22 protein-coding genes are annotated in these 24958 nt (G+C 63.9%); 6 read left to right on the top strand and 16 right to left on the bottom strand.

Features of this window, described 5'->3' with window-relative positions:
- Positions 1–61 precede the first annotated feature (61 nt).
- From X743_RS149350 to X743_RS149310, 9 genes are all read right to left on the bottom strand, one after another.
- Complete coding sequence (locus X743_RS149350) at positions 62–862, bottom strand: lysophospholipid acyltransferase family protein (RefSeq protein ID WP_023766989.1); 801 nt, start codon at positions 860–862, stop codon at positions 62–64.
- Positions 863–882: 20 nt separating this feature from the next.
- Entirely contained in the window at positions 883–1377 is a 495-nt protein-coding gene (gene rimI / locus X743_RS149345) for a ribosomal protein S18-alanine N-acetyltransferase (RefSeq protein WP_023766990.1), read from the bottom strand.
- On the bottom strand, positions 1377–2054 hold the full coding sequence (gene tsaB / locus X743_RS149340; protein WP_023766991.1) for a tRNA (adenosine(37)-N6)-threonylcarbamoyltransferase complex dimerization subunit type 1 TsaB: 678 nt from the start codon (positions 2052–2054) through the stop codon (positions 1377–1379). The genes rimI and tsaB overlap by 1 nt, the downstream gene beginning before the upstream one ends.
- Before the next feature lie 93 nt (positions 2055–2147).
- Positions 2148–3254: a DUF1513 domain-containing protein gene (locus X743_RS149335; protein WP_023766992.1), complete on the bottom strand. Its 1107-nt coding sequence runs from the start codon at positions 3252–3254 to the stop codon at positions 2148–2150.
- Between the two features lie 352 nt (positions 3255–3606).
- A complete protein-coding gene (locus X743_RS149330) occupies positions 3607–4686 on the bottom strand; it encodes an imelysin family protein (protein ID WP_023766993.1) in 1080 nt (359 codons plus the stop codon).
- The gene (locus X743_RS149325; RefSeq protein ID WP_031257940.1) at positions 4686–6287 is read right to left on the bottom strand and encodes a di-heme oxidoredictase family protein; all 1602 of its coding nucleotides are present in this window, start codon (positions 6285–6287) and stop codon (positions 4686–4688) included. Before X743_RS149325 ends, X743_RS149330 begins: the two co-directional genes overlap by 1 nt.
- Before the next feature lie 12 nt (positions 6288–6299).
- A complete protein-coding gene (gene bfr / locus X743_RS149320; RefSeq protein WP_013891287.1) occupies positions 6300–6785 on the bottom strand; it encodes a bacterioferritin in 486 nt (161 codons plus the stop codon).
- Positions 6751–7062, bottom strand: a complete 312-nt coding sequence (locus X743_RS149315; protein WP_013891288.1) for a hypothetical protein — start codon at positions 7060–7062, stop codon at positions 6751–6753. The genes bfr and X743_RS149315 overlap by 35 nt, the downstream gene beginning before the upstream one ends.
- A 111-nt stretch (positions 7063–7173) precedes the next feature.
- Positions 7174–8463 carry an imelysin family protein gene (locus X743_RS149310; RefSeq protein WP_051508574.1) on the bottom strand — a complete coding sequence of 430 codons (1290 nt, stop codon included), beginning with the start codon at positions 8461–8463 and terminating at the stop codon, positions 7174–7176.
- A gap of 447 nt (positions 8464–8910) precedes the next feature.
- On the opposite strand from X743_RS149310, the gene X743_RS149305 reads away from it, so the two are divergent.
- The 3 genes from X743_RS149305 to X743_RS149295 are packed head-to-tail and all read left to right on the top strand — an operon-like array spanning position 8911 to position 10764.
- The gene (locus tag X743_RS149305; RefSeq protein WP_023766996.1) at positions 8911–10164 is read left to right on the top strand and encodes an FAD-dependent oxidoreductase; all 1254 of its coding nucleotides are present in this window, start codon (positions 8911–8913) and stop codon (positions 10162–10164) included.
- Between the two features lie 46 nt (positions 10165–10210).
- A complete protein-coding gene (locus X743_RS149300) occupies positions 10211–10432 on the top strand; it encodes a type II toxin-antitoxin system ParD family antitoxin (protein WP_023766997.1) in 222 nt (73 codons plus the stop codon).
- Positions 10433–10437: 5 nt separating this feature from the next.
- On the top strand, positions 10438–10764 hold the full coding sequence (locus X743_RS149295) for a type II toxin-antitoxin system RelE/ParE family toxin (protein WP_031257943.1): 327 nt from the start codon (positions 10438–10440) through the stop codon (positions 10762–10764).
- 108 nt (positions 10765–10872) lie between these two features.
- Here X743_RS149295 and X743_RS149290 read toward each other — a convergent pair whose 3' ends face one another.
- A complete protein-coding gene (locus X743_RS149290) occupies positions 10873–12150 on the bottom strand; it encodes a 4-aminobutyrate--2-oxoglutarate transaminase (RefSeq protein ID WP_031257944.1) in 1278 nt (425 codons plus the stop codon).
- A gap of 237 nt (positions 12151–12387) precedes the next feature.
- On the opposite strand from X743_RS149290, the gene X743_RS149285 reads away from it, so the two are divergent.
- From X743_RS149285 to X743_RS149275, 3 genes are read left to right on the top strand one after another with little or no spacing between them, the layout of a single operon-like run.
- Entirely contained in the window at positions 12388–13527 is a 1140-nt protein-coding gene (locus X743_RS149285) for an efflux RND transporter periplasmic adaptor subunit (protein WP_031257945.1), read from the top strand.
- Positions 13524–14600, top strand: coding sequence for an efflux RND transporter periplasmic adaptor subunit (locus X743_RS149280; RefSeq protein ID WP_023767001.1), 1077 nt, complete (start codon positions 13524–13526; stop codon positions 14598–14600). Before X743_RS149285 ends, X743_RS149280 begins: the two co-directional genes overlap by 4 nt.
- Positions 14600–17698 carry an efflux RND transporter permease subunit gene (locus tag X743_RS149275; protein WP_023767002.1) on the top strand — a complete coding sequence of 1033 codons (3099 nt, stop codon included), beginning with the start codon at positions 14600–14602 and terminating at the stop codon, positions 17696–17698. Before X743_RS149280 ends, X743_RS149275 begins: the two co-directional genes overlap by 1 nt.
- A 390-nt stretch (positions 17699–18088) precedes the next feature.
- On the opposite strand, the gene X743_RS149265 is transcribed toward X743_RS149275, so the two are convergent.
- The 6 genes from X743_RS149265 to X743_RS149240 form a co-directional block, all read right to left on the bottom strand.
- Positions 18089–18838 (bottom strand): ABC transporter ATP-binding protein, encoded by a 750-nt coding sequence (locus X743_RS149265; RefSeq protein ID WP_031257947.1) that lies wholly within the window; start codon positions 18836–18838, stop codon positions 18089–18091.
- Positions 18835–19680, bottom strand: a complete 846-nt coding sequence (locus tag X743_RS149260; protein ID WP_023767005.1) for an ABC transporter ATP-binding protein — start codon at positions 19678–19680, stop codon at positions 18835–18837. Before X743_RS149260 ends, X743_RS149265 begins: the two co-directional genes overlap by 4 nt.
- A 24-nt stretch (positions 19681–19704) precedes the next feature.
- The gene (nikC, locus tag X743_RS149255) at positions 19705–20625 is read right to left on the bottom strand and encodes a nickel transporter permease (RefSeq protein ID WP_023767006.1); all 921 of its coding nucleotides are present in this window, start codon (positions 20623–20625) and stop codon (positions 19705–19707) included.
- Complete coding sequence (locus X743_RS149250; RefSeq protein WP_023767007.1) at positions 20622–21683, bottom strand: ABC transporter permease; 1062 nt, start codon at positions 21681–21683, stop codon at positions 20622–20624. Before X743_RS149250 ends, nikC begins: the two co-directional genes overlap by 4 nt.
- Positions 21684–21701: 18 nt before the next feature.
- A complete protein-coding gene (locus tag X743_RS149245; RefSeq protein WP_023767008.1) occupies positions 21702–23345 on the bottom strand; it encodes an ABC transporter substrate-binding protein in 1644 nt (547 codons plus the stop codon).
- A gap of 235 nt (positions 23346–23580) precedes the next feature.
- A complete protein-coding gene (locus X743_RS149240; RefSeq protein WP_023767009.1) occupies positions 23581–24858 on the bottom strand; it encodes a lytic murein transglycosylase in 1278 nt (425 codons plus the stop codon).
- Positions 24859–24958: the final 100 nt, after the last annotated feature.

Here is a 24958-nt window from a genome sequence, read left to right on the forward strand (position 1 = left end):
CGCCTTTCCGTGACAAAAAACAGACGATTCTCGCCATGCGCCCGCAGGCGCGGGGCCGGAATTAGCGGCTCGGGCGCGGATCGGCGAGTGCCGCCATCATCATATCGCGCACCTGGCTTTCCATCAGCTTCGCCGTTTCCTTGCGGTTCGAACCCTTGGAAAACGCGATCGGCTCGCCGAAATGCACTTCGACATCGAGTGCGCCTTCCGCCATCAGCACCTTGAGATGCGGCATCAAATCCTCGTCACCGATCCAGGCCGAGATCGGCCGGTGACGGCGGCCGAGCGGCACGCCGTGCAGGCGGGTATAGGCGATCGCCACGGGCTGGATGAAGACCTGCTCGGCCGCGCCCTCCGAAATCGCCATCGAGGCGGCGCCGAACAGGGTGCTCTTGAAGGGCAGGATGGCATTGCCGTCACCGGTCGAGCCCTCGGCGAACAGCACCATGGCGTCGCCCTTGGCCATGCGATTGGCGATCTCGCTCGCCTGGTCGCCCGAGGAGCGCTTGCGCTCGCGCTCAATGAAGACGGTGCGCTGCAGCTTCGACAGCATGCCGATCAGCGGCCAGCCTTCCATATCGGCCCTGGCGATAAATTTTACATCGGCAAAAGAACCCAGGACCATGATGTCGGTCCAGGAAATGTGGTTCGAAGCAACCAGCAAGGGCCGTTTGTCGGACAGCGTCCCCTTGACATGGACGCGCAGGCCGAGCGCCCTGAGGATCAGCCGATGCCATATCTTGAGGATGAATGTTTCCGGCCACCAGCCGGTTTTCATCGACAGCATCTGCAACGGCACGAGGATCAGCGAACCGGCGACGACGAGGCCCAGGGCCAGGAAAATCCTGATTTTCTTGATCATCGCCCTACCCCGATCTCTGGCTAGCGGAGATCGCGGCGCATGACAAGCGCGCCGGTCGGTCCGCGATCGGGCGACTTGTAGTAGTCCGGCCGCTTGCCGACCTCGCGGAAGCCCAGCCGCCGGTAGAGGGCGATCGCGGCGACATTGGTCTCGTCGACCTCGAGGAACAGCGCTTCGGCGCGCTGGGCGTGCAGCTCACGCAGCACCGCATCCATCAACTGCCAGCCAAGCCCCTGGCGACGATGCGATCGCCCCACCGCAACTGTCAGGATCTCGCCCTCGCCGGCGGCCAACCGGGCCAGCACGAAGCCGACCGGCGGCTTGGCGCCCTGCCCGGTTTCGCGTGCGGCGTAACCGAACACGGTGTCCTGTTCGAGCAAGGCGGCGAACTCGCCATCGGTCCACGGGCGGACGAAGTCCTCGCGATGCAGCAGCGAGACGGCCGGGCTGTCGGTGATCCTGAGCGGCTCGAGCGCATAGTCCCGGCGGCGCGGCTGGAGGAAGGGAATGCGCATTAATTTTGTTGCCTTGATAAAATGAACCCGGCCTGCGGCTTGGCGTCGGCACCGCGCAGATAAAGCGGTTTCGGCCTTTCGCCCTGCCCCTTTGCGGCGGCCAGCCGGGCATAGGTGAGAATGTCGGCGGTGGCCGTCCGAGGCCCGATATCGAAACCACGACCGGCCGATGCGGCGATCTGTGCTGCCGCGGTGCCGGCCAGCACCGCAGAGCTTTCGATCGCCATTCCAGTGGCCTCAGCCAGCGTGGCCACGGCCGGACCGTAAGTCAAAACTGACATTTGATCATAGAGAGCGGCATGGATCTCTTCACGCCCGGCATCGAGCGCCGCCAGCACGGCGCGGCCAGGAAATGCCGCTGCTGCTTCGCCCGCCAGCGCCTCGAGCGTCGTCACACCGATCGCGGGAATCTTGAGCGCCAGCGCCAGACCACGGGCGGTCGAGACGCCGACGCGCAGGCCGGTGAAGGAACCCGGACCGACGGAGACGGCAATGGCGCCAAGACCGGCATAGTCGGTCGCGCCCGCCTTCAGCGCCTCGGCGATGACCGCCATCAGATGCTCGGCATGGCCTTTGCCGAGATCGAGCACCGAGCGGCCAAGCTCCAGCCCAGCCGCCGCGTCGTAGACGCAGACGGCGCAGAGGCTGGCGGCACAGTCGATGGCAAGCACTTTCATGAAACAACCGGTTCCGAGAAACACTTCCCTGTGCCCGCCAAGGCGCGCCACCGCAAGCACAATTTGTTAAGCGGCTTCGCTTCGACCGGCGCGCTATGCCACCTGTTCGATGCGCAGCATGTGGTTGTCCCAGACATAGTCCGGCTCGGACCGCATCGCACCGCTGCCTTCGATGATCTCGCCCGCACCCGTGGTGGCCATGAAGCCAGTCCCATCCGGCGCCACGCCGCAGACCTCGACCAGCGCGCTGTTCGAGAGGACTTGGCCGCTGGCAGCATCGATCACGACCAACGAATTGCCTTCCGGCGACGATACGGCGACGGTACCGGATCCAGGGTTGGTGGCGACCGAGCCGATATAGTTGCGGAAGCCGGCCAGCACGTCCCCCGGCATGTCGAGCAACTGCAAGTCCTTGCCGCGCGCGGCGCGGCCGACCAGCAGCGGACGATCCGTGCCCGGCCCCCTGTACTGGCAACCGAACCAGACGGTGCCAGCCTGGTCGGTGTCCATGTGGCGGATCGACAGTTGGTGCAGTGGCGCCGGCAGTTCGTGCTTTTCGATGAGATCGCCGGTGACGCGATCGACCAGCACATAGGACGGCTTCATGGTGGCGATGTTGAGCTCGGCCCGGCCGTAATCCGGATGGGTCTCGATGCCGCCATTGGCAACCGCGATCGTCCTACCGTCGTCCAGCAGCAGAAGCTCGTGGGGCCCCATCCCATACGTCGGGAATTCGCCGACACGGCTGAATTTCGCGCGCGCATCGTAGACGCCGACGACCCCGGCGGCATTGTCGAAGTCGTTCTCGGTGGCGTAGAGCAAGGCGCCGTCGGGCGAGAACACGCCATGGCCGAAGAAATGCCGGCCAGGGATGCTGGCGATGGTCAGCGGGGCGTCGCGCCCGGTATGATCGAAGACGACAGCGAAGGTGCCGGGCTGGCGGGCGAAGACCACCGAACGCTTCGACATCGGATCGAAGGTGACGTCATGACCGCGATCTGGCAGGTCGATCGTGTGCAGCACCTTGCCGGCCTCGGACAGGACGGCGGCGCCAAAACTGCCGTCACGTTTGACGAAGGCGGTGGCGAAGACGGCGTCAGCCGCAAGCGTCATGGCCCACGCCGGCGGCGCCATCGCCGCGGCAAAGCCGATGCCAGCGGCCCTGAGGAAATCCCGGCGATCGATGAGTGAGGTTCTCATGAGATGGCCCGCCCCTGCACCGGCTCGTTCCAAGACATGGTAATTTTTGCGGATCGGAGCGTACGCCCGGGGTCCGCCGATTCTTGGAATGATTCATCGCAGACATTGGACGTTGGCCGAAGCCCCCGGAACTTCGTCATCCACGGGCGGAGCAGGAGCGAAGCTCCGTCGCGGAGACCCGAGGATCCATGCCGTAGCCTTGACCGTAGGGTGCAGCGGAGCAGAATTCTGAACCATTGCAACGCCTTGCGGTCGCGGCATGGATCCTGGGGTCTGCGCCGCGTCGCTACGCCCCTTGCTCCGCCCCAGGATAACGAAGTTCCGGGGGCTTCGGCCACCTTCCACATCACGCTCAGTCTCCATCCAGCGACGAGAAGCCGGCGGTCAGGCCGAATTCGGCGGTCAGCCGGGTGCCGATCAGAGTCGACAGGCTGGAGGTGATCAGCGCGAAATGCTCAAGCTTGCCGCGCAGCGCCGGATCGGCGAGCGCCTTGTCGATCGGACCCTGGACCGACTTCGCGGTGGTGACGCCGTTGACGAGCTGGATGTGGATCGATTCCGCCATCCAGCGCGCATCTTCAGGCAATGCGTCGCCAAGCTTCGAGACCTGGAACAGCCGATCGATGCCGTCCAGGTTTCCGGCCAGCGAATTGCCGGTGTTTTGCGAGCGCCAGTAGATCGCCTGTTTCGGCTTGTCGGCCTCGGGCTTGCCACCCAGAAACCCCTTCAGGCGGACATCGCGAACCATTTCCAGCTCGTTGATGAAGACGCCGACCAATTCGGTCACGGCTTCGTTGCCGTCGCGGTAAAGCGGGTTTTGCGGCCCTGGATTGGCCCAGAGAGCCGCAAAGCCGTCGGGCTTGTTCCAGGCGTCGTTGACGTCTTTGGCCATGATCTCGATATTGCCGGCAACCGCCGCGCCGTAGGCGCAGCGGTAGGGATCGTCCTTGCCCGCCAACGCATCGGCGCCGTCGCCGAAAAGCACGAATTCCAGCGCGCCGAACCCTTGCATGGCAACGCTCTTGCCGGCCAGTTGTGCCGGGTTCGTTGCGGTCGGGTCCTTGGCCGACAATGCCGCCTGCACCTGCTTCAGGCCTATGCTCTTGCGGTCCGGCCAGAACAGCATGCGCTCCAGCCGGTTGTTCTCCTTGATCGGCCCAAAGCCGATGATCTCGGCCGACGACCAGGCATAGACCGTGGCCGAAAATTCGGTCCGCGCCGCGTCGAGTTCCCCTGGCGAAGGCGCTTCGCACAGCTCGTGCATCGCCTTCGCCAAGGTTTGCGTGTGCGCATGCAGGCCGGCATAGGCCGGGCGGACAAAGCCGTCGATCGCGCCCTGGATGACATCGGAGGCCTTCACCGCCGCCGATGCGGGCAAAGAGCCCAGCAAGGCCAGCGGAAGAACGAGAAACAGCGCGGAACGGTTCAGCATCAAAGTGACTCCAGGAATTTGAGCAACGCACTGCGCTCAGCGGCGTCGGCGGCGGCAAAACGGTCGCGCGCCTTCTGGCCCTCGCCACCATGCCACAGGATCGCCTCGGTCAGGCTGCGCGCGCGTCCGTCATGCAGAAAGAAGGAATTGCCGTTGACGGTCTCGGTAAGGCCGACGCCCCACAGCGGCGGGGTACGCCATTCGTTGCCCGTGGCCTCACCCACGGCCTGTCCGTCGGCAAGATCGGACCCCATGTCGTGCAGCAGGAAGTCGGAATAGGGCCAGATCAGCTGGAAGGCCTGCGCCTTGTCAGGGGCATCACGGCGGGTGACGAATTTCGGCGTGTGACAGGAAACGCAGCCGATGTAGTAGAAGACCTTCTTGCCAGCGAGCACATCGGGCGCGTCGCGATCGCGGCGCGCCGGCACAGCCAGGTTCCGCGAATAGAAGGTGACGAGTTCCATCACCGGTGGCGGCGCTTCGGCAGACCCAAGACGCTGCTGGACGCCGTTTGGCATGGCAAGGCATTTTGCCTGCGCCGCGGTGCAGTCACCCCAGTGTTTTGGTTCTTCCGGCGTCGAGATACCGATGTCGCCGGCAAAGGCATCGGCCGCCTGCTGGCGGATCGACGCGGTCTGCGCCTTCCAGCCGAAACGACCAAGCGTCAGTTCCCCGCCCTGGCCGTCGCGCACGATGTTCGGCCTGCCGGAAACGCCGTCGCCGTCACGGTCTTGCGGATCGGCATGGGCCAGAATGTCGGCCGGCGCGATCTGCTCGATCAGCCCTAGCCCGATCATCGGCGGCGTCAGGCGCGGCGACAGTGTCGTGCGCGAATCAAGCGGCCCATAGGCGGGATCGGTGACCGAATAGCTGGGCTTGCGCAGGCAAACCACGGTGCCATCCGTCAATTCTACCTTACGTTCCTGATAGTCGACATGCATCCTGCCTTCGCCGCGCAGGCCGGGTACCGCCAGTTCCTGCAACTGGGTGCCGTAGACCGGGTCAGGGAAGTTGAGCACCTGGTGGTCGGCAAGGGCGGCCTTCTCTTCCGCGCTGCTGGCGTCTCGCGCCAAGCGCAGGAACATCGAGGTGCTGCCAAGGTCGCCTTGCGGCGGACGGCCGCGGCCATCCTTCAGATGGCAATTCTGGCAAGCGCGTTCGTTGAACAGCGGGCCAAGCCCGTCCGAGGCCTGCGTCGAGGATGGCGACGACACCCAGTTCTTGCGGAACAGCGCGTTGCCGAGCTTGAAGGTGCCTTCTTCCTCGAAGGTGATGTTGGCCGAGGATTGCGAGAAGGCGTCGCGGTTGACGTCCTTCTCAGAGGTTCCGGCGCCACCCTGCATCAACTCGAACCGTTCGGGCCTGGAGAAATCCGCGGTCGGCCTGGTGATGGCGGTGACACGCGCCTGATCCTTCGCATCGAGGTCGGTGCGCGTGGTGGCGAGGCCGGAGGGTTGAAGGTCGCCGGCCAGCGCCGACGAAGTCAGCGCCAGCACGAGAATGGCGCAGCGCCGACCCGTCGAGCCGGCTGGCGTCTTCCGAAGGTGCGGCGAGCTTTCGGCCCGCCGCGAGCGGCGCAAGAATTCTAAGGGGCGCCGCATTCCCGCATATCCTTACTCCGCGTCGTCCGCCGATGCGGCGTTGAGCTGGCCGTATTTTTCCTCGCCGATCGAGGCAAGCAGATCGAGCTGCGTCTCCAGGAAGTCGATATGCCCCTCCTCGTCGGCCAGCAATTGCTCGAACAGCTTCATCGACACATAGTCGCCGGCCTCGTTGCAGATTTCACGCGAGCGCTTGTAGGCGGTGCGTGCGTCATATTCGCCGGCAAGGTCGGATTCCAGCACTTCCTTGACGTTCTGCCCGATGCGCAACGGCGCCACGGACTGCAGGTTCGGATGGCCTTCGAGGAAGATGATGCGGGCGACGAGCTTGTCGGCGTGGTGCATCTCCTCGATCGATTCCGCCCGCTCCTTCTTGGCCAGCTTGGCATACCCCCAGTCCTCGAGCAGACGGAAATGCACCCAATACTGATTGACCGCTCCGAGTTCCAAGAACAGAGCTTCGTTAAGCCGCTCGATGACCTGCGGTTCGCCTTTCATGGATTCTGCTCCCGTATTGGACGCGCAGGCCCCTGACGCGGTCCAGGTGTGAAACGATGTCCACGCCACTCGCCTCCGAGCGGGTGTGGTAGTTCTCGGTGACCCGAATGATCGTTTCGACCACATTTGGGAAGCAGCCGCAACAACGACCGCGCTTCTGCATCGTGTGGTAGACCTTTGCCGGCACGATAAGTTGCCAGGGATCCTGATCCAGCAGATCGATGATCGTCTGCTCGATCTCTTTCTCGGTGATGATGTTGCAATGGCAGATCAGCATTTACAGTGCCCGGATGGCTGACGGCGCCTTCCGCGCCGTGTGGCTTGTTTCGCTTCCGGAGCCCACTCCGAAGCCGATTATTGGGCTCCGGACCAGGCTCCAGTTCGGCGCTTACTTGAACACCTTGTCGGGCGCGTCAAGGCTGTCGGAGCCCTCGAAGGCGATGGCGTTGAGCTTCAGGGAACCGACGGCGCGCTCGATCGACTTGGTCTGGTCGATCAAGGCGTCGATCGCGGCCTGCACGGTCGCATTGCCTTCGGTGTTGCCCTCGGCGATCTGCTGGTCATAGGCCTCGCCGGCCTCGGCTCGCGCCTTGATCGCCTCCATCTTGGCGACGGTGACATCGAGCTCGTCAGACAGTTCCTTGTCGATCGCCGGATCGGCAGCTTTCACCATCTCGTGCACCGAAGGCCCCGAGACGACAGTGCCATCGAGCCTGGTATAGCTGGCGAGATAGGCGGCGCGGATGCCGATGGCGTCGTTGAGATGCGAGTTGTAGGTGTTGTCGGAGAAGCAGTCGTGCTCCTCTTCGGGATCGTGCAGCAAGAGGCCGAGCTTCATGCGCTCGCCCGCCAGTTCGCCGTAGGACAGCGAGCCCATGCCGGTGAAGATCGTCGAGATGGCGGTGTTCGGCTCGCCGTCGGCCAGGGCCTTGCGCGCCGCGCCATCCGCCTTCCAGTTGCCGACCATCTCCTGCAGGTCCGAAACCAGGAGGGTACTGGCGGACTTCAGATATTCGGCACGGCGGTCGCAATTGCCGCCGGTGCAGTTCTTGAGGTCATAGTCGGTATAGGGGCGCTCGCCGGCGCCCGGGCCGGTGCCATGCAGGTCCTGGCCCCAGAGCAGGAACTCGATGGCGTGATAGCCGGTGGCGACGTTGGCCTCGACGCCGCCAGCCTCCTGCAGCGTACCGGAGAGGAATTCCGGCGAAAGCTTCGAGGCGTCGACCTTCTTGCCGTTGATCTCGATTTCCTTGTTGGCGATCACATTGGCCGTATAGAGCGAATTCGCATCGGACTCGGTGCCGTAGCTCTTGGCGACATAGTCGATCAGGCCTTCGTCCAACGGCCAGGAATTCACCTTGCCCTCCCAGTCGTCGACGATCTTGTTGCCGAAACGGTAGACCTCGGTCTGCTGGTAAGGCACGCGCGACGCCTTCCAGGCCTCGCGGGCGGCCCTGAGCGTATCCGCCGACGGGTTGGCGAGCAGCGCGTCGACCGCCTTGTCGAGGGCTTGCGCGGTGGTCAGCGAATCCTCGTATTTGGCGAGCGCGATGTCGGAATAAGTCGTGATGACCGCTTTAGCATCGGTCTGCGCCTTGGCGGGCAGCACGAACACCGCTGCCGTCAGCAAGGCCGTGGCGCCCATCGCCGCAAGCCTGCCGCCATATCGTGCTGTCATTATCGCTCTCCAGTTTCTCGGGAATTTCATGAATGGCGCGCGCGGCAACCCGCGCCAGGCCACATCGATGCCATAAGGCACAAGACTTGCCGCGTCATCGCGCGGTTCGCGGAAGAAAGACACCAAAAATGCCTCCAATCGAACGGGTTCAAGGCCCAAACATCAGGGGATGCGCCAGCGCGCAGGTTTCCATAAAGCTTCGACGCTGGTGGAAGTCAACGAAAATCGAATGGAAAAGTCAATTGAAACAATAGTTTAGAACTATTCTAAACTACAACGGTCAACTTTATGACCTTGCTCACCGTCTTTGCCCGGGAACAGCACGCCCGGTAGCTACACGATTGACAGCCGCCATTCCGGGTGCGACCCGCAGACACGCTCTTGCGGCGGCGTCAGACAATTGCCACTTGGCGAGGCATCCTAGAATCGAACCGGGATTGGAATGCGATGAAGAACGGCGTGGTCATTGTCGGTGCGGGTCATGCAGGCGTGCAAGCGGCGGCAAGCCTGCGCGAGGACGGCTATGACGGGCCGGTGATCCTCATCGGTGACGAGAACGAACTGCCCTACCACAAGCCACCGCTGTCGAAGACCTTCATCAAGGACGCCGAAGCCAAGCCGCAACCCTTGCGTGGCGAAGCCTTCTACACCGGCAACGCCATCGACTACCGGCCCGGCATCCGGATCGAGCGCATCGATGCCGGCCGTCGCGGCCTGGAGATCGCCGGCGGCGGCGTAATTGCCTTCGACCGTCTGGTCCTGGCGACCGGATCGCGCCCGCGCCTGCTGCCGCTGCCAGGCGCGGATCTGTCCGGCGTTTTGTCGCTGCGCTCGCTTTCCGATGCGCGGCTGATCCGGGATTTGAGTGCAAGGAGCGACGACGTCGTCATCCTCGGCGGCGGCTTCATCGGACTGGAGATCGCCGCGACGTTGAGGGCGGCCGGCCGCACCGTGACAGTCGTCGAAGCGGTCGACCGGTTGCTCGGCCGCGCGGTTGCACCGGTGGTGGCGAGCCATGTCCGCCAAAGGCTGGAAGCGACAGGCGTGCGCATCCTCACCGGCACCTCGATTGCAAGGCTCGAAGGTGAAAACGGCCAAGTCGTGGCCGCGATCACCTCGTCAGGCGAAAGGCTGCCGGCGCGCATGATCATCGTCGGGATCGGCGCCGTGCCGAATGTCGAACTGGCGCAGGACGCCGGCCTCACCATCGCCAATGGCATCCGCGTCGATCAACAGATGCGCAGTTCGGTGCCAGAAATCCTGGCCATCGGCGACGCCGCCTCCTACCGGCATTGGTTCACCGGCGGCGACGTGCGGCTGGAATCCGTGCAGAACGCCACCGATCAGGCGCGGCTCGCGGCGCGCACGATCACCGGCCATGCCGATGCCTATTGCGCCGTGCCGTGGTTCTGGTCCGACATTGGCGACATGAAGCTGCAGATGGTCGGGCTGACCGCCGGCGGCGACAGCCATGTCGTGCTTGGCGACCTGCCCGACAACAAGTTCTCGATCTACCACTATGCCGGGGACCGGCTGCTCGGCATCGAATCCGTCAACCGCCCCGGCGACCACATGCTTGGCCGCAAGATGCTCGGCGCCGGGTTTTCGCCGACGCCGGACACCGTTGCGGCTGGCCCGGACGGGCTAAAGGCGGCGCTGGCCGCATTCCAGAATACAGAGCCAGCCAAGGCCACTGCCTAGGCTTGCCAATTTTTGCCATACTCCGTAAAATACCGGTATGAGCACAATGAATATCTCACTGCCTGATAGCTTGAAGCATTTCGTCGATCGGCAAGTGACCGATCGAGGCTATGGCACAAGCAGCGAGTATGTGCGTGAATTGATCCGCCGCGATCGGGATCGTCAGCTTCTGCGTGGTTTGCTCCTTGAAGGCGCGTCATCCGCGCCGGGCACTGCCATTGATGATGACTATTTCGCAGCGCTGCGAAAACGAGCGCAGGGCCAATAGATCAAGTGGCCGCAAAGGCAATCGTTCCTCGGAGCCTTGCTTTGCGGGATATCGAGGACGCCGTTGATTACTATAGGCGCGAAGTTGGTTCCCATGTGGCGTTGGGCTATGTCGATGACCTTCAAGACGCCTACCGATTGATAGCCAGCCATCCGGCATCGGGCTCTCTCAGGTATGGCTACGAAATCGGATTGCCTGGGCTACGCAGCGTGCAATTCAAGCGCCACCCATACCTGATTTTCTACATTGAACAGGCCGACCATATCGATGTGTGGCGGGTGCCGCACGCCAAGATGGACATTCCGGCCTGGCTACAGAATCCGAGCTCCTGATGGCACGTTTTACCCTCACCTTGTGGGGGGCCGCTGCGGAGCGGGGGGCGGCGCCAAGCCACCCACCCGGACCTTCGGTCCGACCTCCCCACGAGTGGGTAAAGGCTTTCAGGCGGCGCAGACTTCGCGGATCGAGCTTTCCAGGATGTCGAGCGCTTCGTTCATGACTTCGTCCTGGATGGTGATCGGCGCCAGGAAGCGGATGACGTTGCCGTAGACGCCGCAGGTCAGCAGGATCAGGCCCTTGTCGAGCGCCTTCAGCCGGATCGCGTTGGCGATCTCGGCCGACGGCAAGCCTTTCTTGACGTCGTTGAGCTCGACCGCGTTCATGAAGCCGAGGCCCCTTATATCGACGATCTCGGGAACGTCGTCACGGATCGACTGCAGGCGCTGCTTCAGCCGCGCGCCCAGCGTGTTGGCGCGGTCGCACAGCTTTTCGTCCTCGATCACGTCGAGAACCGCGTGTGCAGCGGCAATGCCGATCGGGCTGCCGCCATAGGTGCCGCCGAGGCCGCCAGGGCCGGGCGCATCCATGATCTCGGCGCGGCCGGTGACCGCCGACAGCGGGAAGCCGCCGGCCAGGCTCTTGGCCATGGTGGTGATGTCGGCCGCCACCTCATGATGATCCATCGCGAACATCTTGCCGGTGCGGGCAAAGCCGGTTTGCACTTCGTCGGCGATCAGCAGCATGCCGTGCTGGTCGCACAGCTTGCGCAGCGCGGTCAGGAACTCGCGTGGCGCTTCGTAGAAACCGCCCTCGCCCTGCACCGGCTCGACGATGATGGCGGCAACGCGGGCCGGATCGACATCGGCCTTGAACAACCGGTCGAGCGCGGCCAGCGAATCGGCTGTGGAAACGCCGTGCAGCGGCACCGGGAATGGCGCATGGTAGACGTCGCCCGGCATGGCGCCGAAGCCGACCTTGTAGGGCACCACCTTGCCGGTCAGCGCCATGCCCATGAAGGTGCGGCCATGGAAGCCGCCGGAAAAGGCGATGACCGCCGGTCGGCCGGTGGCGTTGCGGGCGATCTTGATGGCGTTCTCGACCGCCTCGGCGCCGGTGGTGACGAAAATGGTCTTCTTCTCGAACTTGCCGGGCAGCATGGCGTTCAGCCGTTCGGCCAGCCGCACATAGCTCTCATAGGGCACCACCTGGTGGCAGGTGTGGGTGAAGCGATCGAGTTGTGCCTTGACCGCCTCGATCACCCTTGGGTGGCGGTGGCCGGTGTTGACGACCGCGATGCCCGAGGAGAAATCGATGTAGCGGCGGCCTTCGACATCCCAGATCTCCGAGTTCTCAGCCCGGTCGGCGTAGATTTGCGTGGTCATGCCGACGCCGCGCGAGATCGACTGGTTCTTGCGTTCGGAAATGGCTGAATTCTTCATGATGTCCCTCATCGGGCCGGCGCCCGTTCTCGTTTGATACCGTCTTCTGACCTTATTTCATGTTTTCCTCAAGTCGGCACCACTGGCGGGCGATTGGGCCTGCGGCAGACGGATCCCCAACCTTAACCAGCCGGACGATACGCGTACGAGAGCGGTTTCCTTTTTCCGGGGATCGATTATCCTCCTGATGTCCGCGAGGTACCGCGCTCAGCGAGCGGCCCGCGGCTGGGGGAGCCCATGAGCAGGAACGCGACATCGTCCGTCTCGCCGCCACCGGCCCAAGCTCCCCGCCTTTTGTCTTTTCCAGCCGCTTCGACGATCTTCGCCTGCACTGCGGTGCTGCTGCTGGCCGGTTGTCAAAAGCAGGAGGCGGCGGCCAAAAAACTGCCCATCATGGTGCGCACCGAGACGGCGGCGATGGCCGACTATGCCCCGAGAACCTCGCTGACCGGCGTGATCGCCGCGCGCACGCTGAACAATCTGTCGTTCCGGGTCGGCGGCCGCGTCGCCGAGCGGCTCGTCGATGTCGGCCAGCATGTCGACGAGGGCACGGTGCTTGCCCGCATCGACCCGCAGGAGCAGGAATCCGATCTGCGTTCGGCACAGGCCGATCTCGATGCTGCGCAGGCGCAGCTGACCCAGTCCGTCGCCGCTTTCGAGCGGCAGAAGACACTGCTGGCCCAGGGCTTCACCACCCGGCGCGACTACGACGCGGCCGACCAGGCGCTGAAGGTGGCGCAAGGCAGCGTGGATGCCGCGCGGAGCGCGTTCGCCAATGCCCAGCAAAACCTGTCCTTCACCGAACTCAAGGCAGGAGCCGCCGGCGTGATCACCGCCCGTCAGGTCGAGACCGGCCAGGTGGTGCAAGCGGCGCAAACCGTCTTCACAGTCGCCGAGGACGGCGACCGCGACGCGGTGTTCAACGTGCAGGAGACGCTGGTCGCCAGGACACCCGCCTCGCCTGCGGTGACGATCACATTGTTGTCCGATCCACAGGTCAGGGCGACGGGCAAGGTCCGCGAAATTTCGCCGGCGGTTGATCCGGCCTCCGGTTCGGTCCGGGTCAAGGTTGGCATTCCCGACACGCCCGCCGGCATGCCGCTGGGGGCAGCCGTCATCGGCTCGGTCAGCGCCAAACAGGCGAAGGCTATCCTGCTGCCCTGGCAGGCGCTGACGTCCAGCGCCGGCAAGCCGGCGGTCTGGATCGTCGACCCCTCGACCAAGGCGGTGACGATGGCGCCTGTCGAGGTGCTGGCGTTCGGTTCCGGCACGGTGGCGATCGCCAAGGGACTGAACGAGGGCCAAAGCGTCGTCACCGCGGGCGGACAGTTGCTTAGCCCTGGACAGACCGTCGAAATATCCGGAGCGGGGCAATGAGCCGGCTGCCATCCGTCCTGCTAGGCCTGTTCATGTTGGGCGCGCTCGCGTCCTGCTCGAAATCCGATGAAAAGCCACCGGAGATCATCCGGCCGGTACTGTCGATGGTGGTCGAGCCGCGCACCACGCAGATTTTCGGCTTTGCCGGCTCGGTCGAGCCGCAGGTCAGCGCCGACCTTGCTTTCCGTCTGCTTGGCCGGGTTGTCTCGCGCGACGTCAAGGTCGGCGACATCGTCAGCAAGGGCACGACGATCGCCACGCTCGATCCGACCGCGCTGGAGCTCGCTGTCCAGGCGGCCAAGGCCGAACTCTCCAACGCCGAGGCGCAGTTCGCCAACGCAGCCGCCAGCGAGGAACGACAGCGCCAGCTGCTTGCCTCGGCCAACACCACGCAAGCTGTCTTCGATGCCGCGCAGCAGGCACGCAAAGCTGCCGAGGCCAATGTGGAGCGGGCCAAGGCTTCGCTTGCCAAGGCGCAGGAACAACTTGGCTATGCCAGGCTGTTCTCGGATTTCGACGGCGTCGTTACGGCCGTCGGCGCCGAGGTCGGCCAGACGGTCTCGCCCGGCCAGACGGTCGTCACCGTTGCGCGCTCGGACCTGCGCGAGGCGGTGGTCGACATTCCCGACCAATTGACTGGCGATCTTGCGGCTGGCACGCCGTTCCAGGTCATCCTGCAATCGCTGCCGACGATCCAGACCGAGGCTAAGCTGCGCGAGGTCGCGCCGCAGTCCGAGGGCTCGACCCGCACCCGGCGCGTCAAGCTGACGCTCACCGATCCGCCGCAGGCCTTCCGGCTCGGCTCGACGGTGACGGCGACGCGCATGACCAAGGTGACGCCGACGATCGAACTGCCGCTGTCGGCGCTGCTCGAAAAGGACGGTGCCGACAAGGTGTGGGTCGTCGACCCACAGACATCGAGCGTAAGCGCGAAAGAGATCAAGTTGGCCGCCAAGGGCGCCGCCACCTTCATCGTCGCGGAGGGGCTTGAGGCCGGCATGCGCGTGGTCACCGCGGGCGTCCATAGCCTGAGCGAAGGCCAGAAGGTCAAAGTGCCGGAGGGCGGCGTCTGATGAAGGGCTTCAATCTCTCCGACTGGGCGCTCAGCCACCGCTCCATGGTCTGGTATTTCATGCTGGTCTTCGTCGTGGCCGGCGTGTTCTCGTACCTCAACCTCGGCCGTGAAGAAGACCCCAACTTCACTATCAAGACGATGATCATCCAGGCCAACTGGCCGGGCGCTTCGGTCAAGGAAACCGTGCAGCAGGTGACCGACCGTATCGAGAAGAAACTCGAGGAACTCGACAGCCTGGACTTCACCAGATCGGTCACCACCGCCGGCCAGACCGTCATCTTCGTCAACCTGAAGGACACCACTAAGGCGCGCGATGTGGTGCCGAACTGGATTCAGGTACGCAACATGGTCAACGACATCGCGGCGCAGTTTCCGCAAGGTGTGCAAGGACCGTTCTTCAATGACCGCTTCGGCGACGTCTACGGCAACATTTACGCCTTCACGTCGGACGGGCTGACTCCACGCCAGCTGCGCGACTATGTCGAGGATGCGCGCACCAAGATCCTCACCGTACCCAATGCCGGCAAGGTCGATCTGGTCGGCGCGCAGGACGAGGCGATCTATCTCGAATTCTCGACCCGCCAGATCGCGGCACTCGGCCTCAACCAGCAGGCGATCGTGGCGAGCCTGCAGGCGCAGAACGCGATCACGCCGTCCGGCGTCATCCAGTCCGGACCGGAGCGCATCAGCGTGCGCGTCGGCGGCCAGTTCACCTCCGAGGACAGCCTTCGCGCCATCAATCTGCGCGTCAACGACCGCTTTTTCCGGCTGAGCGACGTGGCGACGATCACGCGCGGCTATGCCGATCCGCCAACAGCGCTGTTCCGCTTCAACGGCCAGGACGCCATCGGGCTCGCCATCGGCATGAAGCCCAACGCCAATCTGCTCGAATTCGGCGAGGCGCTGCACAAGGAGATGAACAAGGTGCTGGCCGACCTGCCGGTCGGCGTCGGCGTGCATCTGGTCGCCGACCAGCCGGTCATCGTCGAGGAGGCCGTCTCCGGCTTCACCCGCGCGCTGTTCGAGGCGGTGGCCATCGTGCTCGCCGTGTCGTTCATCAGCCTCGGCATGCGCGCCGGCTTCGTGGTGGCGCTGTCGATCCCGCTGGTGCTGGCCATCACCTTCACGGTCATGGCCTATCTCGGCATTTCGCTGCAGCGTATTTCGCTGGGCGCGCTGATCATCGCGCTCGGGCTCCTGGTCGACGACGCCATGATCGCCGTCGAGATGATGGTGGCGCGGCTGGAGGTCGGCGACAATCTGCGCAAGGCGGCGACCTATGTCTACACCTCGACCGCCTTCCCGATGCTGACCGGCACGTTGGTGACCGTCGCCGGCTTCATCCCGATCGGCCTCAACAACAGCGCGGCCGGCGAATACACCTTCACGCTGTTCGTCGTCATCGCCGTTTCGCTGCTGGTGTCATGGATCGTGGCGGTGCTGTTTGCGCCGCTGCTCGGCGTCACCATCCTGCCGGCGACGATGAAAACCAAGCATCACGACCAGCCGGGCCGCTTCACCTCGCTGTTCCGGCGGGTGCTTGTCGGCTCGGTGCGCCATCACTGGCTGACCATCATCGCTACGGTGCTGTTGTTTGCTGGCTCGATCGCCGGCTTCGGCCTGGTGCAGCAGCAGTTCTTCCCGCCATCAGACCGGCCCGAGCTGATCGTCGACTGGAACCTGCCACAGAATTCGTCGATCGCGGATACACGCGACCAGATGGAGCGCTTCGAGCAGCGGGCGCTGGTCGGCAATCCCGACATTGATCATTTCTCGTCCTACATCGGCCAGGGCGCGGTGCGCTTCGTGCTGGCCTATGACGTGCAGCCGGCCAACCCCTATTTCGGCCAGACCGTCATCGTCACCAAAAGCATCGAGGCGCGCAACCGGGTAAAGCCGGCGCTGGAAAAGCTGCTGCGCGAGGAGTTCGTCGGCACCGACGCCTTCGTCAAGCTGCTCGAACTCGGCCCGCCGGTCGGCCGCCCGGTGCAATACCGCGTCGGTGGACCCGACATCCAGACGGTGCGCGAGCTGGCGCAGCAATTCGCCGGCGTGATTTCGGCCAATCCGAGGCTCGCCGCGTCGACCTTCGACTGGAACGAGCCGCAACGCGTGCTGCGGGTCGACGTGCTGCAGGACAAGGCACGCCAGCTCGGCATCACCTCCTCCGACATCGCCAGCGCGCTGAACAGCACGGTCGGCGGCGCCACCATCACGCAGGTGCGCGACGCCACCTATCTGATCAATGTCGTGGCGCGCTCACGCGATGCCGAGCGCGGCTCGATCGGGACGCTGCAGAACATGCAGCTGCCGACCAGCAGCGGCGAGGCCATCCCGCTCGCGGCTGTGGCCAATTTCCGCTACGACCTCGAACAGCCGACCGTGTGGCGGCGCGATCGCATTCCGACGATCACCGTGCGGGCCGGCCTGGTCGGCGATGTGTTGCCGGCCACGGTGGTCAACGAACTCAAGCCATCGGTGGATGCCTTCATCGCCAAGCTGCCGCCAGGCTATTCGGTCGAAACCGCCGGTTCGGTCGAGGAGAGCGCCAAAAGCCAAGGTCCGATCGCCGCCGTGGTGCCGCTGATGCTGTTCGTGATGGCGACCATCCTGATGGTGCAATTGCAAAGCTTCCAGCGCCTGTTCCTGGTGGTGGCGGTGGCGCCGCTCGGGCTGATTGGCGTGGTGGCGGCCCTGGTGCCGAGCGGCGCCCCGCTCGGCTTCGTCGCCATCCTGGGCGTGCTGGCGCTGATCGGCATCCTGATCCGGAACTCGGTCATCCTGATCGTGCAGATCGAGGATCTTGTCCGCGAGGGCAAGGACCGCTGGGCGGCCGTCATCGAGGCGACCGAACACCGCATGCGGCCGATCGCGTTGACGGCGGCGGCAGCCAGCCTGGCGCTGATCCCGATCGCACGTGAAGTGTTCTGGGGGCCGATGGCCTATGCGATGATGGGCGGCATCATCGCGGGTACGGCGATCACGCTGCTGTTCCTTCCGGCGCTTTATGTGACGTGGTTCCGGATCAAGGAGCCGAAAGCCCGGGATGAGCCACCCGTTCCGGATATCGGCGAACCAGTGCAAACTCCGGCCTAGGACGTAACCGGATCATTCGTTGTCGTTGGAGGGTACAGGAAGTGATTTGGCACGCTGCCACGGTGACGATTTTGAGCTGCGCCAAGCATGCCAGCCCTTTGGCAAATCGGCCAATTCCAGGATGCTTTCATCCCGCCGCAAAACATTTTGCATGCTGACGAGCATTATCTCGCTTTCGTCCCAATCTCGAGTGTCGCTGCTGTGGAATTACCAGCTGCCACCTTCATCGCTGTAGCTCTCGTCGTCATCAGCTTCATGCACAACGTATGCGATCCAATCGCCACTTTTAAATATGCCTCGGTCCGATAGCACCGCCACGTTGGGTGGGTCTTCAAATCTCCATTGCTCCATGGAATCCCCCAAGACCGATCTGTGCACAGAAGAACGAATTCAAACGGTCCTCACGAACCCCTCGCTCGCCCTCAGCAGATTGCGCGTATAATCCTTGGTGACATGGCGCTCGACAAGGTCGCTTGCGGTCAGGTTCTCCACCGCCTTACCGCTTTGCATCACCATCAGCCGCTCGCACATATGGGTGATGATGGCGAGGTCGTGGCTGACCATCAGGAAGGTCAGCTTGCGCCGCCGGCGGACCTCTTCCAGCAAGTTGAGCACTTCCGCCTGCACCGAGGCGTCGAGCGCCGAGGTCGGCTCGTCCAAGAGCAGAATCGAGGGTTCGAGGATCAGGGCGCGCGCGATCGCCACGCGCTGGCGCTGGCCGCCGGACAATTGATGCGAGTAGCGGAAGCGGAAACCGTTGCCGAGGCCGACCTCGTCGAGCGCCCGCTGGATACGCTTTTCGCCGTCCGCAAAACCATGGATGGCCAGCGGCTCCTGCAGCAGGCGGTCGACGGTCTGGCGCGGATGCAGCGAGCCGTACGGGTCCTGGAAGACCATCTGCACCTCGCGGTAGAAAGCCTTGTCGCGGCGCGTGCCAAGCGTCTTGCCGTTGACGGCGATGTTGCCGGAAGCGACCGGCGCAAGGCCTGCGATCGCCCTGAGCAACGTCGATTTGCCGGAGCCGGATTCGCCGACAAGACCGAAGGATTCGCCCGGCTGCACGTCAAGACTGACGCCCTTCAGCGCGCGGAAGCGGTCGAAGATCACCTCCAGCCCGTCGACGGCGATCGCTGATGTCATGCCGCCCACTCCGGCTTGCGGTCGAGCACCGGCAGCGGGTGACGATCGGCGCCGATCTTGGGCATGCAGTTGAGCAGGCCGCGCGTGTAGGGATGCCGGGCTTGACCGAGTTCGGAGGCCTTGAGCTGCTCGACCACCTTGCCGGCATACATGACGATGACGCGGTCGCAGAAGGACGAGACCAGACGCAGATCGTGCGAGATGAAGATCAGGCCCATGCCGCGCTCGCTGACCAACCTGTCGAGAATGCCGAGCACATCGAGCTGCACTGTGACGTCGAGCGCCGAGGTCGGTTCGTCGGCGATCATCATTTCCGGTCCGGCGATCAGCATCATGGCGATCATGGCGCGCTGACCCATGCCGCCGGACACTTCGTGCGGATGCAGGTCGAACACCCGCTTGGGGTCGCGGATCTGCACCGCCTCCAGCATGGCCAGCGCGCGCTCGCGCGCCTCGGCCTTGGAGACCTTCTCATGCGTGCGCAGCGTCTCGACGATCTGGCGGCCGATGCTCATGACCGGGTCGAGCGAATATTTCGGATCCTGCAGGATCATGGCAATGCGGTTGCCCCGCAACGTGCGGCGTTGGCGCGGCGAGATGCCGAGCAGGTCGATGCCGTCGAAGGCCAGCTTGTTGGCCGATATGCGGGCCTGGGGCGGTGTCAGTCCCATGATGGCGCGGCCGGTCTGCGATTTGCCCGAGCCCGACTCGCCGACGATGCCGAGGCGCTCTCGGCCAAGCGAGAACGAGACGCCGCGCACCGCCTCGATCAGGCCGGTGCGGGTCGGAAAGGTGACGCGGAGATCGTCGACCTCAAGCAGCGTCTTCGTCTCCCTGTTCATTGCTCGCCACTCATTGGTCACCACTCATTGGTCGCCACTCCGGGGATCGAGCGCGTCGCGCAGGCCATCGCCGAGCAGGTTGAAGCCAAGGCTGACGATAAGGATGGCGAAGCCCGGCGCACCGGCCACCCACCATTGGTCAAGGATGAAGCGACGGCCAGACGCGATCATGGTGCCCCATTCGGGCAATGGCGGCTGCGCACCGAGGCCGAGGAAGCCGAGGCCGGCGGCGGTCAGGATGATGCCGGCCATGTCGAGCGTCACCCTGACGATCAGCGAGGAGATGCAGAGCGGCATGATGTGGCGCAGCACGATGCGAAACGGCGAAGCGCCCATCAGTTGCACCGCCTTGATGTAGTCGGAATTGCGAACGGTGAGCGTTTCAGCGCGGGCGATGCGCGCGTAAGGCGGCCAGGAGGTGATGGCGATGGCAAGCACCGCGTTCTCGATACCGGGGCCAAGGGCGGCGACGAAGGCCAGTGCCAGGACCAGCTTGGGAAAGGCGAGAAAGATGTCGGTGATGCGCATCAGGATGGCATCGGTCCAGCCGCCGGCATAGCCGGCGACGGTGCCGACCAGAAGGCCGATAGGGGCCGCGATGATGGCGACCAGGATGACCACATAGAGCGTCCAGCGCGAGCCGTAGAGAATGCGCGAAAGGATATCGCGGCCAAGATCGTCGGTGCCGAACCAGTGCTCGGCGCTCGGCGCCAGCAGCCGCGCGTTCTTGAGGTCGCCGAAGGTCGGCGAATAGGGCGCCAGCACGCCGGCAAGGGCGGCGATGACCAGCAGCGCGATGATGATGAGCAGGCCGACAAAGGCCAGCCGATTGGCGGAGAACCGCCGCCAGGCGACATAGGTGCGGCCGAGCCTTGCCTGCATGCGCGATGCCGGCCGCTCGCTGAGCAGCCAGTCGCGCCGGCTCTGGATCGTGTCGGCGCTCATGCGGATTTGGTCCTCGGATCGAGGACGCGGTAGAGCAGGTCGGACAGGAGATTGATGGCTATGAACACCGAGCCGATGACGATGGTGCCGCCGAGCACGGCGTTCATGTCGGCATTCTGGAGTGAATTGGTGATGTAGAGGCCGATGCCCGGCCAGGAGAAGACGGTCTCGGTCAGCACCGAGCCTTCGAGCAGCCCGGCATAGGAGAGCGCGATCACTGTCACCATCGGCACGGCGGCATTGCGCAGCGCATGGCCCCAGATGATGCGGGTTTCCGACAGACCCTTGGCACGCGCGGCGACGATGTATTCCTGGGCGAGTTCGTTGAGCATGAACGAGCGCGTCATACGACTGATATAAGCGAGCGAAAAGTAGCCGAGCAGCGAGGCCGGCAGGATGATGTGCCGGAAAGCGTCGTAAAAGACATCCCACTGTCCCTGCATCGCCGAATCGAGAAGATAAAAGCCGGTGATCGGTGTGAAGGTGTATTCGTAGACGACGTCGAGCCGGGCCGGAAAAGCCACCCATTGCAACTTGGCGTAGAACAGGACGAGCCCGAGCAAGCCGAGCCAGAAGATCGGCACGGAATAACCGATCAGGCCGATGACGCGTACGATCTGGTCGATGAGGCTGCCTCGCCTGACCGCTGCCAGCACGCCAAGCGGTACGCCAAGCAGCGCGCCGATCAACGTTCCGAGCGTCGCCAGCTCGGTCGTTGCCGGAAGCGCACGACGAATGTCGGTCATGACCGGATTTGTGGTCAGTACCGAAGTGCCGAAATCGCCACTCAACGCGTGTTTCACATAGATGTAGAACTGCTCGATCAATGGCAGGTCGAGACCCATCTCGCGGCGCGTGCGTTCGACGACATTGGCCGGCGCCCGGTCACCGAGCACCGCCAGCACCGGGTCGATCGGGATGACTCGGCCGATGAAGAAGGTCACCGCGAGAAGACCAAGATAGGTCGTCACCGCGATGACCAGGAAGCGGCCGAGCGACGACGCAAGTGCATAGGCGCGGGCGCCGCCGCGCCCGCCCTCGTTTTCTACTGCGCTCATGCTGCGCGACCGCCGGCGTTATTCCTTGGAAACCGGCCCGACGAAGTTGGTGTCGAAGCTCGGGCCGAGGGCAAAGCCCTTGAGGTTCTTGCGCAGTCCGGCCACTTCCAGCTGCTGGTGGATGATGACGAAGGGGCTGGTGTCGAGGATCTTCTTCTCCAGATCCTTGTACATATCGGCGCGCTTGGTCGAATCCTTCTCCAGCAGAGCCGCCTCTGTCTGCTTGGTCAGGTCCGGAATGTCCCAAGAGTTGCGCCAGGCAAGCGTATGTGACTTGCCGGCATCAGAATTGTCGGGATTCGAGGCGAAGGTCTGGGCATTAGAGTTCGGATCGAAATAGTCCTGGCCCCAGTTGCCGATATAGATGTCATGATTGCGGGCGCGGTACTTGGTCAACGTCTGCTTGCCGTCGCCCGGAATGATCTCCAGCTTGATACCGGCCTGGCCGAGCGTCTGCTGGATCGATTCGGCCATGCCGGTCGTCGGCTGGCCGGTGCGTACGTCCATGGTGACGCTGAAGCCGTCGGCCAGGCCGGCCTTGGCCAGCAACTCCTTGGCCTTGGCGACGTCGAGCTTGAACGGGTTCTCGTCCAGTTCGCCGAGCACGCTCTTGGGCAGGAAGGTCTGGTGGATCTCGCCGATGCCCTTGAGGATGGTCGAGCTCAGCGCATCGTAGTCGACGAGATATTTGAAGGCCTGGCGAACCTCTGGTTTGGCCAGATTCGGGTTCTTCTGGTTGAGGCTGATGTAGTAGACCGTGCCCTTCGGCGCGCTGGTGGTGGTGAGGTCGGCGTTCTTGGCGATCGCGTCGAGGTCGTTCGGCTCGAGATTGCGGGCGACGTCGATGTCGCCGGCTTCGAGCGCCAGGCGCTGGGCCGAGCTTTCCTTCATGTTGCGGTAGATGACGCGGGCGAGCTTGGCCTTCTCGCCGTAATAATTATCGTTGCGCTCCATGACGACGGCTTCGTTGGCGCGCCATTCACGCAGCTTGTAGGCACCGGAACCGGCATAGCCGGTCTTCAGCCAGGCGTTCCCAAAGTCGTTGTCCCATTTGTAGTCGGCGCTCGGCGTGGCCGCGGCGACATGTTCCTTCACCAGCTTGGCATCGACCACCGAAGCGACGGTTGCCGAGAGGCAGTTCAGCACGAAGCTCGGCGCATAGGCCTTGTCGACGGTGAACTGGAAGGTGGTGTCGTCGACGGCCTTGGCCTTTTCGGTGACGTTGTCGCCGCTGATGCCGAACTGACCGATGATGAAGGCTGGGCTCTTGTCCAGCTTGACGGCGCGCTCGAACGAATAGGCGACGTCGGCCGCGGTGATCGGGTTGCCGGAGGCGAACTTCAGGCCGGTCTTGAGCTTGAATGTGTAGGTGAGACCATCGTCGGATACGGTCCAGCTCTCGGCGAGATCAGGCTTGACCTTGGAGGTGTCGCTGAGGTCGAGACGGACCAGCAGATCGTAGGTGTTGCCGGTGACCTCGGCGGTCGACAGCTCGAACGCCTCGCCCGGATCCATGGAGATGATGTCGTCGATCGCGAAACCTTCGACCAGCGTATCTGCGGGCGTGACCGCACCTGCCGGCGCGCCGGCCAGAAGCAGCGCGGACATGGCGGCACCCGCAAGCAAGATGCGGGAGCGTAGAGCAAACTTTTCCATCATCATGGTGATTGTTCCCTGTTTTGTTGACCTGAGTTCCCGGCTCAGGGTTGCAGTATTCTTTTCGGGGCCGGCCATGGCCCCTGCCCACTTACCGTCGTGGTTTTTGTCCAGTTGGTCAACACCATATTCGGCGGCCCGTTGGTGGGCAACGCGCATTTATGCGACGGTTCATTGGACCAGAATGGCAGGCGGCATGGCGACGCACTGGTCGCCCAATCGAGGCCTGCCAATTTCGGCGCTATTTCAGCGCGGTAACCAGGCCGGCGTCGGGAAAGCAGGTCGCCGCCTGTCCGTTCTTGGCCTGCCATTTGCCGATCGAACGGCGGGTCTTGAAGCCGGGCAGGCCGTCGGCGCTGCCGACGTCATAACCCTTGGCTTCCAGGGTCCGCTGCAGGGCGGCTATGTCGGAGCGGTGGAGATCGCCGACCGGACCCCAGCCGCCGGAAAAATTGGAGTCGCCATGGGCGATGCGGTCGGCGCCATGGCCGATGAACAGCGCGTAGAGGTCGCTGGTGTTGTATTCCTTCAGCACGTAGAAATTGGGCGTGGCGATGAAGGCAGGCCCGCTGCGGCCGGCCGGCATGAGCAGGAAGCCCTCGGCGTTCAGCTCGCTCGCCGGAAACGGCTTTCCGCCGACACGCTTGATGCCCAGCGCTGCCCATTGCGAGATCTTCTTGCCTTGGTCGGGGCCTTCCAGCGAACAGGAGACCGTCTCGGGCACGGTCACCTCGAAACCCCAGCCACGGCCCTTCACCCAGCCATAATGGACGAGATAGTTGGCGATCGAAGCCAGCACGTCCGGCGTCGAGTTCCAGATGTCGACGCGTCCGTCGCCGTCAAAATCGACAGCATGCTTCAGGAACGAGGTCGGCATGAATTGCGGCTGGCCGAGTGCGCCGGCCCAGGACGATTTCATCGCGCCGACCGGCGCGAGCCCGCGCTCGACGATTTCGAGCGCGGCCAAAAGCTCGGTGCGGAAGACATCCTTCTTGGTCGACATGAAGGCCTTGGTGCCGAGCACCTCGAAGGCGTCGTAAGGCATCTTCGCCGCGCCGAAGCCGGTCTCGCGGCCCCAGATCGCCAGCAGGATTTCGCCGGGCACGCCATAGCGTTTTTCGATCGCGGCAATCGTCTTGGCGTTGGCGGTTTCGCGCGCGCGTCCGCCCGCCGTGACGGCGCCAATGGTCTTCTCGGCGAAATAGGCACCGGGCGAGCCGAATTCGGCCTGATGCTGCTTCTGCGGCGTCTTCGGCTTCTCGCCTGGCATGACAAGGTCGGGCAGCTTCAGTTTGGGTTTTATGCCGTCGAAGGCGGCGTCGAAGGTGTTTTTCGAGATGCCTTGGGCCTTGGCTTGCGGCCAGAGGTCGTCCTGCAGCCAGGCGCGGAACTGGTCGTCGATCTTGGCGGCCGAGGCGGGAAGGGTGAGAAAAATCGAGGCCAGTACTAATACAATGGTGGCGATGATTGATTTGTGAGGCGTGCGCTCTACGAGGCCCCCCTCTGTCCTGCCGGACATCTCCCCCTCAAGGGGGGAGATCGGCAGCTTCAGCTCCGGCTCTCTTCTTGCAAAGTTGGAGATTAGTGAAGGTCGTGATGACAGCCGATCTCCCCCCTTG

The organism is Mesorhizobium sp. LNHC232B00, from assembly GCF_000502435.1.
GTDB classification, from domain to species: Bacteria; Pseudomonadota; Alphaproteobacteria; order Rhizobiales; family Rhizobiaceae; genus Mesorhizobium; species Mesorhizobium opportunistum.

What these genes read in the sequence shown, in the direction of transcription:
- X743_RS149265 (WP_031257947.1), bottom strand. Translation starts at nt 18,838, where the DNA reads ATGACATCAGCGATCGCCGTCGACGGGCTGGAGGTGATCTTCGACCGC.
- X743_RS149325 (WP_031257940.1), bottom strand. Translation starts at nt 6,287, where the DNA reads ATGCGGCGCCCCTTAGAATTCTTGCGCCGCTCGCGGCGGGCCGAAAGC.
- X743_RS149290 (WP_031257944.1), bottom strand. Translation starts at nt 12,150, where the DNA reads ATGAAGAATTCAGCCATTTCCGAACGCAAGAACCAGTCGATCTCGCGC.
- X743_RS149240 (WP_023767009.1), bottom strand. Translation starts at nt 24,858, where the DNA reads ATGTCCGGCAGGACAGAGGGGGGCCTCGTAGAGCGCACGCCTCACAAA.
- X743_RS149335 (WP_023766992.1), bottom strand. Translation starts at nt 3,254, where the DNA reads ATGAGAACCTCACTCATCGATCGCCGGGATTTCCTCAGGGCCGCTGGC.
- X743_RS149275 (WP_023767002.1), top strand. Translation starts at nt 14,600, where the DNA reads ATGAAGGGCTTCAATCTCTCCGACTGGGCGCTCAGCCACCGCTCCATG.
- X743_RS149330 (WP_023766993.1), bottom strand. Translation starts at nt 4,686, where the DNA reads ATGCTGAACCGTTCCGCGCTGTTTCTCGTTCTTCCGCTGGCCTTGCTG.
- X743_RS149245 (WP_023767008.1), bottom strand. Translation starts at nt 23,345, where the DNA reads ATGATGATGGAAAAGTTTGCTCTACGCTCCCGCATCTTGCTTGCGGGT.
- X743_RS149310 (WP_051508574.1), bottom strand. Translation starts at nt 8,463, where the DNA reads ATGACAGCACGATATGGCGGCAGGCTTGCGGCGATGGGCGCCACGGCC.
- tsaB (WP_023766991.1), bottom strand. Translation starts at nt 2,054, where the DNA reads ATGAAAGTGCTTGCCATCGACTGTGCCGCCAGCCTCTGCGCCGTCTGC.
- X743_RS149350 (WP_023766989.1), bottom strand. Translation starts at nt 862, where the DNA reads ATGATCAAGAAAATCAGGATTTTCCTGGCCCTGGGCCTCGTCGTCGCC.
- X743_RS149285 (WP_031257945.1), top strand. Translation starts at nt 12,388, where the DNA reads ATGAGCAGGAACGCGACATCGTCCGTCTCGCCGCCACCGGCCCAAGCT.
- X743_RS149305 (WP_023766996.1), top strand. Translation starts at nt 8,911, where the DNA reads ATGAAGAACGGCGTGGTCATTGTCGGTGCGGGTCATGCAGGCGTGCAA.
- X743_RS149250 (WP_023767007.1), bottom strand. Translation starts at nt 21,683, where the DNA reads ATGAGCGCAGTAGAAAACGAGGGCGGGCGCGGCGGCGCCCGCGCCTAT.
- X743_RS149260 (WP_023767005.1), bottom strand. Translation starts at nt 19,680, where the DNA reads ATGAACAGGGAGACGAAGACGCTGCTTGAGGTCGACGATCTCCGCGTC.
- nikC (WP_023767006.1), bottom strand. Translation starts at nt 20,625, where the DNA reads ATGAGCGCCGACACGATCCAGAGCCGGCGCGACTGGCTGCTCAGCGAG.
- X743_RS149300 (WP_023766997.1), top strand. Translation starts at nt 10,211, where the DNA reads ATGAATATCTCACTGCCTGATAGCTTGAAGCATTTCGTCGATCGGCAA.
- X743_RS149315 (WP_013891288.1), bottom strand. Translation starts at nt 7,062, where the DNA reads ATGCTGATCTGCCATTGCAACATCATCACCGAGAAAGAGATCGAGCAG.
- bfr (WP_013891287.1), bottom strand. Translation starts at nt 6,785, where the DNA reads ATGAAAGGCGAACCGCAGGTCATCGAGCGGCTTAACGAAGCTCTGTTC.
- X743_RS149280 (WP_023767001.1), top strand. Translation starts at nt 13,524, where the DNA reads ATGAGCCGGCTGCCATCCGTCCTGCTAGGCCTGTTCATGTTGGGCGCG.
- rimI (WP_023766990.1), bottom strand. Translation starts at nt 1,377, where the DNA reads ATGCGCATTCCCTTCCTCCAGCCGCGCCGCCGGGACTATGCGCTCGAG.